General features: G+C 51.4%; 11 protein-coding genes and 1 pseudogene. All 12 read right to left on the reverse strand.

What is annotated here, in order from left to right; all coding sequences use genetic code 11:
• Positions 1 to 72: 72 nt before the first annotated feature.
• The 12 genes and pseudogenes from QZ279_RS01125 to QZ279_RS01180 all read right to left on the reverse strand — a co-directional run bounded on the left by QZ279_RS01125 (position 73) and on the right by QZ279_RS01180 (position 13,674).
• A complete protein-coding gene (locus tag QZ279_RS01125; RefSeq protein ID WP_293447004.1) occupies positions 73 to 480 on the reverse strand; it encodes a hypothetical protein in 408 nt (135 codons plus the stop codon).
• The gene (locus QZ279_RS01130) at positions 453 to 1,112 is read right to left on the reverse strand and encodes a hypothetical protein (RefSeq protein ID WP_293447006.1); all 660 of its coding nucleotides are present in this window, start codon (positions 1,110 to 1,112) and stop codon (positions 453 to 455) included. The genes QZ279_RS01125 and QZ279_RS01130 overlap by 28 nt, the downstream gene beginning before the upstream one ends.
• A 366-nt stretch (positions 1,113 to 1,478) precedes the next feature.
• Positions 1,479 to 2,207 (reverse strand): alanyl-tRNA editing protein, encoded by a 729-nt coding sequence (locus QZ279_RS01135; RefSeq protein ID WP_293447008.1) that lies wholly within the window; start codon positions 2,205 to 2,207, stop codon positions 1,479 to 1,481.
• Complete coding sequence (locus QZ279_RS01140; protein ID WP_293447010.1) at positions 2,204 to 4,564, reverse strand: DUF3772 domain-containing protein; 2,361 nt, start codon at positions 4,562 to 4,564, stop codon at positions 2,204 to 2,206. Before QZ279_RS01140 ends, QZ279_RS01135 begins: the two co-directional genes overlap by 4 nt.
• Positions 4,564 to 5,601, reverse strand: a complete 1,038-nt coding sequence (locus QZ279_RS01145; protein ID WP_293447038.1) for a cysteine synthase A — start codon at positions 5,599 to 5,601, stop codon at positions 4,564 to 4,566. Before QZ279_RS01145 ends, QZ279_RS01140 begins: the two co-directional genes overlap by 1 nt.
• A gap of 139 nt (positions 5,602 to 5,740) precedes the next feature.
• Positions 5,741 to 6,868 (reverse strand): NUDIX domain-containing protein, encoded by a 1,128-nt coding sequence (locus QZ279_RS01150; RefSeq protein WP_293447012.1) that lies wholly within the window; start codon positions 6,866 to 6,868, stop codon positions 5,741 to 5,743.
• The gene (locus QZ279_RS01155) at positions 6,865 to 7,305 is read right to left on the reverse strand and encodes a TrgA family protein (protein ID WP_293447014.1); all 441 of its coding nucleotides are present in this window, start codon (positions 7,303 to 7,305) and stop codon (positions 6,865 to 6,867) included. The genes QZ279_RS01150 and QZ279_RS01155 overlap by 4 nt, the downstream gene beginning before the upstream one ends.
• A gap of 17 nt (positions 7,306 to 7,322) precedes the next feature.
• Complete coding sequence (locus tag QZ279_RS01160) at positions 7,323 to 8,531, reverse strand: cyclopropane-fatty-acyl-phospholipid synthase family protein (protein ID WP_293447015.1); 1,209 nt, start codon at positions 8,529 to 8,531, stop codon at positions 7,323 to 7,325.
• Between the two features lie 68 nt (positions 8,532 to 8,599).
• Positions 8,600 to 10,021, reverse strand: a complete 1,422-nt coding sequence (locus QZ279_RS01165) for a deoxyribodipyrimidine photo-lyase (RefSeq protein WP_293447016.1) — start codon at positions 10,019 to 10,021, stop codon at positions 8,600 to 8,602.
• A gap of 53 nt (positions 10,022 to 10,074) precedes the next feature.
• Positions 10,075 to 11,295, reverse strand: a complete 1,221-nt coding sequence (locus QZ279_RS01170) for an aminotransferase class V-fold PLP-dependent enzyme (protein WP_293447018.1) — start codon at positions 11,293 to 11,295, stop codon at positions 10,075 to 10,077.
• Between the two features lie 96 nt (positions 11,296 to 11,391).
• Positions 11,392 to 13,070 (reverse strand): annotated as a pseudogene (locus QZ279_RS01175) (BCCT family transporter).
• A 187-nt stretch (positions 13,071 to 13,257) separates the two neighbouring features.
• Positions 13,258 to 13,674 (reverse strand): HIT family protein, encoded by a 417-nt coding sequence (locus tag QZ279_RS01180; RefSeq protein ID WP_293447039.1) that lies wholly within the window; start codon positions 13,672 to 13,674, stop codon positions 13,258 to 13,260.
• Positions 13,675 to 13,700 lie beyond the last annotated feature (26 nt).

Consider the following 13,700-nt stretch of genomic DNA (forward strand, 5'->3'; position numbering starts at 1 on the left):
TCTCCCGCCTACACACTTTCCAGGCGTGCGCCTTCGACCACTCGGCCACCGATCCATTGCGCGGATTTAGCGTTAAGATGCATTGATGCGCAAGTGCAAAAACAACTTTGTTTGCACCACAAGTCTGCTCTTGGTTTGTCCAATGAAGTGACGACACAATCTGAGCTTAAACGGCGATGATGCCATTAATAATGGAACTGCTTTTTCTGCCTCATCATACTCAAAAAGTTCATGCACTCCTTCGCAATCGTTTTTGAAACGCGACTTTACATCATTCATGCGGTCTTTTGAAATTTCTTGCCAAGGTTGCTCGAATGCAAGTGCACCTAAATCTGCGCCCGCCTTTTTATAATAAGGGATAGCGCACAACGCAGAGTCTATCCGATATAGGATGTCACCCACAGGCTTCATTGTTCGCCGATAATCTACATTGATCGCCAAGCTTAATTCTATCAGACGCCGACTGCTGAACGCAGACATGTAAAATTGCTTATGGAGTCTGTTGAATGTGTAGCCAGCGGTCGAGTTGTAATAGACTTCGAGCAACATGAAATCGAGCGGCAGTTCCATTGCTGCACGTGGCAAGGTCTTGCGCCATGCGATAAAGTCAGGGAGATACGTTTCATATGTTTGCGTGTTGAACTCTGAAATTTGTACAGGGAAAAGCCACTGGATTTGCCAGTCAGATCTTTCCTACGCCTTCGCCTGCTGGTGAAACCGTAAACCGCACGTAAAAAGTCTGTAAGATGGCCACATAAGACCACTTGATCCTCTTCAAGCAGTTGATGCACATTCTTGAACAACTCATCTGGCATCGGCGCTTTAGCCCCAAGTGCGGCCTGAAAGTTGCGTAAATCTGCACAGTACTCTAACCGCGAACGCTCTGGCGGTTTTGGATCGCGCCAGCTGTGAACTTCATGCGGCACCTTCAAGCGCTTTGCATGCGCATCTTGTGTATGAAATAATGTGTATTTCCCACCACGCTGTAAAATCGCTTCGTCGTCTGTCTCGGGATTGTTGACCAGCTCGCGGGCCAGAACGGGGTTCAGCGACGATCCAACGCGATGTTCGCCCTTGATCAAACCTGATTCATCAACTGCGATCCCCAGCACGTATCCTAAAAAGCGCCATCTCCAATCGACCAGCAAAGCAGAAATCAGTTTTGCACCAACGTGGGCTGTGTCGCGCCCAAAAGGCAGAGCTTTTAACCCCCTAACGCGGGCTTTTTAGTGGGTCACAAGATACTGGTGGGAATACAACTTTTTGAAATCAAGATTACCCTCAGCGCAAATCGCATGAGCATTCGTCGTCACACACCCTCAGTTCAGTGTTTTTTTATGTTTTTCAACACTTAACGAATTAGAGATGTTTTTGAGAAGCCTGAAATTTCAAACTACTTAAAAGAGAGTCTTTTCAGATCCACATAAATAGGACGACTTGGGATAGCCAAGATTGCAGATGCAAAGAATGCGTTTATCTCAACTATCCAAATGCAGATAAACGCGGCGGTTCTGTTTACCCTTCTTTTCGACCTTACCAAGTCGAATGCGTCCAATTTCAGAGGTACGCGCAACATGCGTCCCCCCGCAGGGCTGTAAATCAATCTGGCGGACATCGTCGCCAATGCGCACCAAACGTACGTGCCCTTTCCCCATTGGTGGCATCACTGACATTGTCTTTACCAAGCCAGGGTTCACTTGCAATTCAGCGTCCGTGATCCAATCCGTCGACACCACGAAGTCTAACTCGATAAGCGCGTTTAAGGACTGCTCCAGCGCATCTTTGTCATTTGGTGCGTCTGGCATATTAAAATCAAGCCGGCCCTTGCCCGCTGAAATAGACCCGCCCGACACAGGCAAAGGAATGACGACAGATAACAGGTGCAGCGCAGTGTGGACACGCATCAGCGCATGACGACGTTCCCAATCAAGCGACTGCGTGACTTGTGTCCCAATCGGCGGCAGCGGTGCAGGTTCTGCGGGCACCAAGGCAGATCGCGGGTTTTCGCGCCCCTCAATCTTAACACAGGTGGCTACATTAAGATGGGTGCTCCCCCACGTCAGCGTGCCACTGTCACCGGGTTGTCCCCCGCCTGTCGCATAGAAAATCGACTGATCCAAAACAACACCACCCTCTGGCGTATGATCAACAACCACACCGGTTGCATCGCGCAGGTAAGCATCTTCCAAAAATAGGGGCTGGGTCATGAATCGACTTCCTTTTCATCCTTTGGCGGAAATGTCTCAGAGGCGTCAAGACCTGCTTTGCCACCCGTTAGCAACGCCTCGGGATTGCGCAGCCAAACATCACGTTGTGCAAAGGGAATTTCGATATTTTCTTCTGCAAACCGCTTGGCAATTTCGTGATTCATGTCAGATTTTACACTTAGAACAAAGTTCACATCGCGCAGGATCGCTCTGATTTCAAAGTCCATGGAATCCGCTCCGAACCCTTGGAAAACAATGGACGGGCTTGGGTTCAACAGAACCATAGGATGTTCGCGCGCGATTTTGATCAACACATCCTCAACCTTGCGCGTCTCGGTTCCATAGGCCACGCCGACCGGCACGATCACGCGGCCAATTGTGTTACCGCGCGTCCAGTTGGTCACTGTGCCAGAAACAAGGTCAGCGTTCGGAACGATGACATCTGTTCGATCAAACGTTTCAATGCGGGTCGAACGCACAGAAATACCACGCACGTAGCCTGCATGCCCACCGACTTCGATCCAATCGCCCTCCGCTATCGGGCGTTCAATCAACAAAATGATGCCGGATACAAAGTTTGAAACGATGTTCTGCAGACCGAAACCAATACCAACCGACAAAGCACCCGCAACAATCGCAAGGTTGCTAAGATCAATACCCGCAGAACTAATCGCAATAACGGAGGCAAGGAAAATACCAACGTACCCAATGCCCGACACGATCGCGTTACGTCCGCCTGTGTCGAGCTTGGTGCGTGGCAACACCGACGTACGCATAGCCCCCTGCAACAGGCGGGTCGCCATGTAACCGATACTGAACAGAACGGCGAATGTTACAAAGTCAGAGGGCGAAATCCGGCTTTCACCAATAGAAAAGCCTTCTTGAAAGCGCGTCCAAACTTCGGTGATATCTGCACCACGCGCGCCCCAGATTAGAGCAAGTATAGGAAGTGAGCCAAGAACCAAAGCAAACGCTAACAATACTGGAACAAGGGCTTCTTGATCGTCAGCGTCTTTGCGCATCACCAGTGCATAGAGATCTTTGACGAACCCCTGTAGAACAAGCAACAAGCCAAACAACGCAAGCGTTGCAACCGTGGAAAAGACGAGGCGCGCAGCACCATTTCCGTAACCAGCCGCCGCCAAAAGCGGTCCAACAACCGCAACAAGAATGGCCGCCTGCCCCAACAGTTTGGACATACGCACTCTGTAGCGGTTGCTATCATCCTCTTCTGTGGCAAACGACTGTGCGGATTGCAAAATACGGCCAAGTCTAAACAGGATAAGTCCCGTAAGAAGTATGATCGGGAACCCGATTACTGCGCGGGAAGCGTCATCCCAATTGTCATAGGTCGCGATCACATTAAACGCCAAAGCCGCAATCAAAACCATTGCGCACATTGTGACATACCATCGTGCACGTGCCGCCACACCCGAAGGAACGGGCAGGATTATTTCATCTTCATCACGCGCGAAAAGCTGGCCACCAAGCCACCAAAACGCAAGTAAAAGCAAACCGTAATAAGCAACGTTGTCCATTAACAATGTGCCACGCAAGCCAAGGAACCCTGTCTCGAACACAGCTTCGACCAGCGTAGTCAAACCCAGAAACGGTAACAATATTTGCAACAACGACGCAACAAACCGCCAAACCCGCGTGCCACGTGTTGTATAGCGGCGCAGAAATGCAACGATCGCCAACGACCAGCGACGGCCTCGCAAGATCAAAACCAAGCCAATCACAAACAAGATGATAATATTGACCAGATCCCCCTTTGCGGTCTTGCGTTGCACATCAGATTTCAGCGCACTGCTCGTTTCTTGAATAATTGAGCTTACTGATTTACGTGCAGTCTCAATCGCAGGTCCCCAATGCGTAGGATTCAGAGGTATTGGGCCGTTGGATAAAAGCGCATCAGTCTGTCGTTCACGGATCAGCCTGTCGATTTCTTTAATGACACCATCTGCACGACTATATGCTTCTTCGGCTGCAACAATCGGGCTGCGCAAGCGTTGCAACTGGTCATTCAGTTCAATCCGTCGATCCGCAATGCCCGTTGCTTCACTCACCACATCGGCAACCGTACCGAGGCTCGCAATTTGCGAGGTCAGTGTTTCGATACGCGTGCGGTTTACAGTTTGAGCCATTAGAAACTGTTCACGCCAGTCGGCGATTTGTGATCGCAGCGCTTCAAACGCCCCAGTCGACGCACGCCCATTCTCGACCGCAATTTCCGCACGCTGTGCAACACTTGTCCATGCATCGTAATCTGGCGCACTACTTTGGGCATAACTTGCCAACGGCAAGATCAGAAAAATAGCGCAAAGAACCACGCGCATACGTGCTGTGAACTGCATTAAACGTCCTCGAACACACAAGGAATGCTGGCAGGCGCTTTATCAAGCCAATCTGGAATCGGTAGACCCTTTTCACGCAAAAATTCAGGGTTGAACAGTTTGGATTGGTATCGCGTGCCAAAGTCACACAGGATCGTCACAATCGTATGACCAGGGCCCATTTCACGCGCCATACGGATCGCGCCAGCAATATTCACACCCGACGATGCACCAAGGCACAGACCCTCATGCGCAAGCAGATCAAACACAATCGGCAGTGCTTCATCATCGTGAACGTTGAACGACATATCCGGTGTGAGCCCTTCAAGGTTCTTGGTGATGCGAATTTGACCAATGCCTTCCGCGATAGAGCCACCTTCGCTCATCTCTAACGTGCCTTTAGTGTAGTAATTGTAAAGCGAGGCACCATCAGGATCCGCAAGTCCGATCTTCACGCCTTTGGGTTGCAACGACATGCCAACCCCCGCGAGCGTGCCACCAGATCCTACGGCACAGATGAAGCCATCCACGTTACCATCGGTCTGCTTCCAAATTTCTGGGCCAGTGGTGTCGATATGCGCTTGGCGATTGGCCACGTTGTCAAATTGATTTGCCCAGATCACACCTTCATTCGTGGTGCGCGCCAGCTCTTTTGCAAGGCGCTCTGAATAGCGCACAAAGTTGTTTGGGTTGCGATAAGGCGCGGCCGGAACCTGAACCAATTCAGCCCCCGCAAGGCGCAACATATCTTTCTTCTCTTGGCTCTGCGTCTCAGGGATCACGATCACTGTCTTGAACCCCATCGAGGCCCCGACCAACGCCAAACCAATACCCGTATTGCCAGCAGTCCCTTCGACAATCGTGCCACCGGGCTTCAAATCACCGCTTGCAACCGCGTTCTGAATGATCGCCAAGGCCGCACGATCCTTCACAGACTGACCGGGGTTCATAAACTCGGCCTTGCCTAGAATAGCACAGCCCGTTGCCTCAGACGCCGCCTTCAATTTGATAAGCGGGGTATTTCCAATAGCCTGAACCAGATCCTGCGCAACGATCATCAGCATATCTCCAAAATGTCTCACACTATCTAAGCCGCGCAAGCGCCTAACTCAAGCAATTGCAGCACGAAACCGCATCACTTCTCCTTTTCGAAATATCTCTGGGGTGCGGGGGCTGGCCCCCGCGTCGTTTCGATCCTTAAATGGGTCGAAAATCTTCTCGGCTGCGCGCCAACCACAATAACATCATTACTGTAGGGCCTCCATTGATTTCACCGTTATCAACCAGCTCCATCGCGCGCTCAAAAGAAACCACATGCGTGCGAATATCCTCGTTCTCACTCGCCAAACCATGCACCCCCTCCAAAGACGGGTCCAGATCGCAAAGCCCCAGAAAACAGTGGAAAAATTCGGTCGAATAGCCGGGACTTGGATAGGTCTGCAGCATGGGACGGATATCGCTCAAGTTTAGACCTGCCTCTTCTACCGCTTCACGACGCGCGGCTTCGATTGGTGCCTCACCTGCATCAACTAACCCTGCGATCGGCTCCAAAATCCACGGCGCGGGATCACCGCGCAGCAAGGGGCCATAACGCATTTGTTCGATCAACATCACAAGATCACGCGCAGGATCATAAGGCAGAACCAAAGCCGCATCATAGGCCACAAACGCTGCGCGCTCTCGCGTGTCACTTTGTGTGCCATCAAAGCGCGGATAGCTAACATCAAACGTATCAAGACGGAAAAAACCAGCGTACCCTTCATCACGTGTGCGCAAACTGACTGCGCTACTGGAGGTGTCGCGCCGCAAACTGCTTGGCGCGCCTGTTTTGGCAAGGTGCTTTGCCCAACCCCGCGCCCGAAGAAACGGCAAAAGCTGCGCCATGTCTTGTACTGATTTTTTGCCAAATTGCTCCATGACCTCACGTGCAGCGCTCAGACTGACATCGCCCCACGCCTCAATCCAGTCACTGAGTTCCCAAGGTTCCCCTGCTGTCCAAAGGCCCGGCTCTGGAAAAAAGACCAGTGCAGGGATTTCACCCGTCGGTGTCATAATTCTGACGTCTGACAGATCATAATCAAATCCACCCTCATAAAACCGAAGCCTTGCAACGTCATCCTCATTCAAACCTTGAACAAGAAGACCACGCAAAATCGCACCCGATTGCGATGCAATCATCGGGAAGGATTCATCCTTTACCCAACTGACAAAATGATCGTTCAGTTCACACTGCGAAATCTCGATTTCATCGCGCGTTCGTCCCAGCACAAGTTCCAATAGTGGAATATGGCAGAGTGTTCCGTAGAAAAATAACGACGTGCTCATGATGCTCGTTTAGACGTCATTTCAGCAATCAACCCGGTCACAGCCGACCCGACAATCAGCATGAGCGCGATAATGGGCGTCGCAATCAATATCGCATTGTCCCACATGATTTGGAACATGCCTGCCACCGCATCAAATGCCCCGCCATAGCGGTTGCGCATCGAAAGCTTGATCATGCGCTCGCCAGAATGGCTGAACAGCCCCCAAAACACCAAAACTACTCCGCCCGTGAGGCCATTGTTGAACGCAGCGCTGTATCCGCGACCTGCGCATGATCCAATAACCTGCCAGCCAATGACTAACCCCAAAACCAGATTGATGATATTAAAATACCCAAAGACTTTATCTTCTTCAAACAAGGTTTTGATCTGTTCAGAAAGCACCCAAGCCAATGCAGCAAGACAAATGGCAGCTATCATACGGGCGGCTGTTGGCATCTTATGACCTTTCCAAGTCAGATTGGCTTGCGAATTGTGATCTGAGTTACGTCACATTTTCCGCTTTGAAACGTCGATGCGCAAGAGGTCAGATAAAAGTTCCACATGCGACGGAAGCGATCATCAAATCCCATGGCTGACACTTGGTCCCATTTCGCGTTGAACATTTCAAACCAACGGCGCAAAGTGATTGAATAGCTTTCACCAAATTCTTTTGATTTAACAACGTCTAACCCAGCCTTGTTAACCTGAACGGTTAACGCTTTCGGGCTTGGGAGCATGCCACCTGGAAAGATATATTTCTGAATAAAGTCCACCCCCCGTTTATACACATCCCAACGCCGATCCGCGACCGTGATGATCTGCAAGGTTGCTTGCGCACCAGGTTTCAAGCGATCCCGAACCGATTCAAAATACACAGACCAGTATTTTTCGCCCACCGCTTCAAACATCTCAATTGACGCGATGCCATCGTAGATGCCCGTTTCATCTCGGTAGTCCTGCATTTTAAAGTCGACCAAATCGGAAAGACCAGCCTTTTCAATGCGTTCCTTAGCGTATTTAAACTGCTCTTCACTGATCGTAAGACCCGTCACCTTTAACCCACGTTCCTTAGCGGCATATTCGGCAAATCCACCCCAGCCACAGCCGATTTCCAGAACATGATCGCCCGCTTTGACGCCCATTTCATCAACCATTGAGGCGTATTTAGCCGTTTGCGCCTTTTCGGTGCTTTCCTGACCCGTCTCAAAAATCGCCGACGAATAGGTCATGGTTTCATCAAGCCACAGCCCGTAAAATTCGTTTCCAAGATCATAATGGTACGAAATATTCTTACGCGCCTGTTCCTTGTGATTTCGTTGCATCCAAAACCGAAATTTTTCCATAATGCGCACAAGACCCATACCGGGAAAACCGTCGTAAACAACGTCATTGTCCATATGAACAAGGTCCATGAACGCCTGCAAATCAGGTGTGGACCACCACGCATCAAGATATGCGTCACAAAAACCCAGATCCCCCTCGCGGATCAAACGCGCGAACAGATCAGAGTTATGGATGTGCAATTCAGCTACAGGTCCCGGGTTCTTACCCTCTGCGCGAAACACGCGCCCGTCTGGCAAATGAAAATCGCAACGCCCGTTGTTCATGTCATTCGACATCTTGAACACTTGGGTGAAATAGCGCGGTAGGCCGGTTTGGCCCTCAGTTGTTGTATGGATCATATCACCCCCCAATTGGTGAAACGAGCAAAGCTTTCACGCTTTTCGCTCTCTTATATAGTATCATTATTTTAAAATCCGCGCCCTTGGTAGGCATCAAGCGCACGCAAGCGCCCTGCTGCTGCCTCTACAATCGGTTGCGGATAAATGTTAGTCGCTTTTAAGTTCCAACTCTGTGGAATTGCGTCAAAATAGCTAAGCGCGGTGTCTGGCGGGTTACTTTGCCCTTCCGCAATCCAAGCACGCGGATAGCCACGTCCTGCATCAAATTTATCAAGCTGCGAGACAGGGTTAAATACGCGAAAATAAGGCGATGCATCCGGACCAGATCCAGCCGCCCACTGCCAACCCATCGCGTTCGATGCTGGATCCCAGTCCGTCAAACAGTCCTCGAACCACGCCATACCCACCTTCCAATGGGTCAGCAGATGTTTGGTGAGGTAGCAGGCCACGATCATGCGACCACGGTTGTGCATCTTGCCCGTGACATACATTTCACGCATCGCGGAATCGACGAATTCAATTCCTGTGCGCCCTTGCATCCACGCTTGCACTTCAGGATGGGACACATCTTCGTTCCACTTGAACTTGTCCCAATCGGGCTTCCAATTGCTCTCCAGAATGTGGGGGGTGTGGTGCATCAAATGGTAGGCAAACTCGCGCCACACCAGTTCTTTCAAAAAGACCTCTGCGTCATCTTTGCCCTCGTGCAAGGCGCGCATCCCTGCGTGCCAGCATTGGTGCGGTGAAATTTCACCCAGCGCAAGGTTCTCACTAAGACCAGACGTGCCACGCGCTGACGGTACATCGCGCATCTTGATGTATTCGGCGACATTCTCGTCAATGAAGTCCGCAAGACGATCTTGTGCGGCTGCTTCCCCCACCTGTGCATGGCGCGCAAGGATCGGTTCTCCACGGCGCAGGGCCGCGCCCATTTGCCAGTCGTTCAAATCATCACTTGCGGGCGAAACCGCAGGCGCGGTGATCTGTTTTGGCACAGATAGCGGCGCATCAACACCACGATCTTTCACCGACTTCCAGAACGGCGTGTAGACTTTATACATGCCACCCGTCTTGTTTTCGACCGTCCAAGGTTCAAACATCAGATGCCCCCCAAAACTTCTCGCATCGATGCCGCTTTCGCGCAGGGACGATTTGATTTCTGTGTCGCGCGCCACGCATTTCGGGTCATAAAGCCGCGTCCAATACACGCTTTGGGCGTCTGTTTCTTCGATCATCTGTTGCAAAACCTCAAGCGCGTTGCCTGTGCGCAAGATAAGACACGACCCATGTGCCGTAAAAGTTTCAGCAAAAAGTTTTAGGGCTTCTCCCAGACGCCATTTGGGGGCTGCGCCGAGCGTGTCGACCAGATCATCTTTGATGAAGACCGCAATTACAGGTGCTCCGCTGGCGCAAGCGGCCGATAAAGCGGGATGATCCGAGACGCGCAGGTCCCGACGGAACCAGACAATAATTGGTTTTTGAGTGCTCACGCGACGCCCTAACGTTACTTTTACTTAATATACGCGTTTTTGCGCCGAACAGATCAAAGAATATCATCCAAGGCATTCAAAAGCAGATCGACTTCGTCTTTTGACGTATAATGTGTGAAACTAAGCCGCAAAACGCCTTTGTCCAGATCAACGTCCATTGCCCTAAGGCCACGCTGTGCATAAAAATCGCCGCCCCCAGCCATGACCTTGTGTTTCGCGAGATCAGCCGCCAAGTTTTCGGCATTGGATTGCGTCGCCAAAGCAACCGTCGGCGCGCGGGTCGCCGCCGTATCTGGACCAATCAAACGCACTGAATTCTTGGCTGAAACGTAATCCAGCAAGGGCTGCAACAAAGACACCTCATGGGCGCGCATTAGATCATGCACTCCCGCGCCGCGCACAGCCGCATCACCCAACACCCCGTGGTGCGCAGCGAGCGCATCGATGTAGTCAGCCATACCCGCGCTGGCCGCAACTTGCGCGTGATCAGGGCCCGCTGGCGTGAAGCGTTTATACAAAGTGGCGCCATTAAAGTGGTGCCCTTGGTTGGGCAACGCCTCGCCTAGAGCACGGCGCACGACCTTGATTCCTTGATGTGGACCATAGGTTTTATAGGCCGAGAACATGTAGATATCAGGACCCAGCTCACCTACATTCGGGATACCGTGAGGGGCATATGACACGCCATCGACACACACAAACGCACCCGCAGCATGGGCCATCGCAGTGATTTCTGTAACTGGATTGATCTCGCCCACAACGTTTGAACAATGCGGGAAACACACAAGCCGCACTTTTTCATCCAAAAGGTCAGCCAGCGTTTCGGGATCAAGGTGACCTGTGTCTGGATCAATCTTCCATTCACGAATTTCGATGCCGCGCTCTTTCAAGCGACGCCACGGGCCAGAGTTCGCCTCATGATCTTGGTTGGTGACAATAATCGCTTCGCCCGGTTCCATAAACGTCGCAAATGCCTGCGCTAAAACATAGACGTTTTGCGTTGTTGAGGGGCCAAACGACACTTCATCCGTATCCACCCCCATGATCGCCGCAAGACGCGTGCGGGCTTCGTCCATCTCTTCCCCGCCAAGGCGGGACGCGTCATAAGGCGCATAGGGCTGCACTTTGCGCTGCGTATAAAAGCGCGTCAGGCGATCTATCACAGGCGCACAGGTATAACTGCCACCTGCATTTTCGAAAAACGCCTGCTCTTGCAGCGTAGGATCACTAAATGCAGGAAACTGCGCGCGTACGAAATCCAAGTCGAGTGTCATGAAAAATATCCCCAATACTAAGTTGATCTAACCAAACGTAAAAGGCCCCGACGCGCAAGCTGTTGGGGCCCCTTTTTTCTTACGTCACTTTGCTAATTACTCAGCAGGTGTTGCAGTTGTGATTTCACTATGCGTTGTTGGTACGCCGGCGGCTTCACGACGGCCATCGTTGTAGATCGCTTTGATCAACGCAATACACATCAAGACCATCACAAACGAAAACGGTAGTGCACCGATCACCATCGCCGTTTGAATGGCGCTTGTGCCGCCAGAAACCAGCAAACCGCCAACCACAAGCGCCAAAGCCCCGCCCCAGAACAAGATATGCGGACGCGCCTTTGGACCTACATCACCCGCAGCGTTGATCGTGTTCACAATCAAAACCGCAGAGTCAGCAGACGTGACCAAGAACGTCATCAGCAAGACTACGATCATCACGGCCATAAACCATGACAAGGCTTGTGAGATAGGCTCAAGCATAAACGCCGTCATAGCGAAGATTTTATCGCCGTTTGCTGCATCCAAGATGACGCCATTCGCATCCCCATTCAGTTCCAGATCAACCGCTGTGCCACCGGCCCAAGCGAACCAGACAAAACACATCAGCGATGGAACAATCATCGCGCCCAATACGAATTCACGGATTGTGCGACCCTTGGAGATACGTGCAAGGAACAGACCCACGAACGTTGCAAAAGCAATCCACCAAGCCCAGTAAAACACGGGCCACCAGCCCTGCCACTGCGCCAGCTTGAACGCTTCGGAACCCTCGACACCATCAGAGGCATAGACGTTAAAGCTAAGCCATGGCAGCGCCACGAGGTAGTCCCAGATGCCCACGAAGAAGGCCGTCGCACCAAACCACGTTGCCCCGAAGATGATAAAGAGACCAAGGAGCATGATCGACAGAACCATGTTGATATTGGACAGCCACTTAATGCCTTTACCAACGCCCAACAGCGCGGAAAGTGTGGAAGCAACCATGATCACAAGAAGCGCGATCACGATACCCAATGTGGTTGCAGATCCGTCCTCCATCGCCAATCCGCCGATACCGACGCGCGTAAGGCCGGCTACGAATTGCTCAACACCAAAACCAAGCGTCTGTGCGACGCCCAAGATGGCCGCAACAACGGCTACAATGTCAATGATGTGACCAAGGGTGCCGGACAGTGCTTTGCCAAACAATGGCGTCAAAGCAGACCGGATCGTCAGCGATAAACCACGACGATAGCTAAAGAATGCAAGCGAAAGACCCGCAACCGCGTAGCAGGCCCATGCGCCAAGACCCCAATGCAGGTATGACCATATATAGGCTTCCCGCACATTGTCTTGGCTTAGCGCTGTGTTCATGCCCTGAATAACAGCTGGGTTGTTTTTGAAATGCGCAATGGGTTCTGCGACCGCCCATGTCAGCATACCAACAACAATACCGGCACCAAACATCATGGAGAACCATGAGAAATTACTGAATTCCGGTTTTTCACCGTCTTGCCCAAGGTTCAAACGACCCGCCGTCGGCCATATTGCAAGCCCAAGGCAAACGATCACGAAGAACGCAACGACCCAAATATACCAAGCGGCAAAGTTGTTAAAATTGCAGCGTTCCAGGTGCTAAGCACAGCTCCGGCTTTTACTGGCCAGAAGATGCATCAGACAACCAGCACGCTAATGATGATTTTAGAGACAACAGTCACGTTGACGCTAAATCCCCCGTAAAAACCGCCATCTGCGGTTTTGATCGGAAGATCTGTGAGAGGAGGTTTAAAAAAAATTTCCCTATTCAATTGTTTTTGGCTATTACGTTCCAAAAGGCTAACACACCTTCCGCAAAATGCTAACAATTTAGGCAGTTTAAAAAATTCCTCTGGTTGCATTGAGCAAGTGACGTCGAATTGAGTACCGGCTGAGGCAGCGTCTCACGACGCTCACCCTAGATGCTACTATAAGATCGAAGACATCCTAAAGCTCCGCTGAAATTGCTTCAGCATGGCCCTTGATTACATCCATATCGCCCATCTTACCGGGCGCACGCATCGCCAAGCCCGCATGGCGAGGATGGATGTGAAAGTGCAAATGGAACACCTCCTGCCCGCCTGCTGCCTCTGAAAACTGTTGAAGCGAAATCCCGTCCGCGCCAAATGCCTTCATACAGGCATTAGACACCTTTTGCACAGTCGCCATACACGCACTCAATTGCTCAGGCGTTGCATCCAGAATATTGCGGCACGGGGTTTTCGGGATGACCAAGCAATGCCCGTCACTGCGCGGCATGATGTCCATAAAACAATAGGTTGCGGCGTCCTCATAGACTTTGAAACTCGGGATTTCGCCACGTAGAATTTTCGCGAAAATGTTTTCTGGATCATAGCTCATCAGTGGGCCTCGTCTGTGTGTCATGTTTC

Source organism: Planktotalea sp., from assembly GCF_018607965.1.
GTDB lineage: Bacteria > Pseudomonadota > Alphaproteobacteria > Rhodobacterales > Rhodobacteraceae > Planktotalea.

What these genes read in the sequence shown, in the direction of transcription:
- QZ279_RS01170 (WP_293447018.1), bottom strand. Translation starts at nt 11,295, where the DNA reads ATGACACTCGACTTGGATTTCGTACGCGCGCAGTTTCCTGCATTTAGT.
- QZ279_RS01140 (WP_293447010.1), bottom strand. Translation starts at nt 4,564, where the DNA reads ATGCAGTTCACAGCACGTATGCGCGTGGTTCTTTGCGCTATTTTTCTG.
- QZ279_RS01145 (WP_293447038.1), bottom strand. Translation starts at nt 5,601, where the DNA reads ATGATCGTTGCGCAGGATCTGGTTCAGGCTATTGGAAATACCCCGCTT.
- QZ279_RS01135 (WP_293447008.1), bottom strand. Translation starts at nt 2,207, where the DNA reads ATGACCCAGCCCCTATTTTTGGAAGATGCTTACCTGCGCGATGCAACC.
- QZ279_RS01155 (WP_293447014.1), bottom strand. Translation starts at nt 7,305, where the DNA reads ATGCCAACAGCCGCCCGTATGATAGCTGCCATTTGTCTTGCTGCATTG.
- QZ279_RS01125 (WP_293447004.1), bottom strand. Translation starts at nt 480, where the DNA reads ATGTCTGCGTTCAGCAGTCGGCGTCTGATAGAATTAAGCTTGGCGATC.
- QZ279_RS01150 (WP_293447012.1), bottom strand. Translation starts at nt 6,868, where the DNA reads ATGAGCACGTCGTTATTTTTCTACGGAACACTCTGCCATATTCCACTA.
- QZ279_RS01160 (WP_293447015.1), bottom strand. Translation starts at nt 8,531, where the DNA reads ATGATCCATACAACAACTGAGGGCCAAACCGGCCTACCGCGCTATTTC.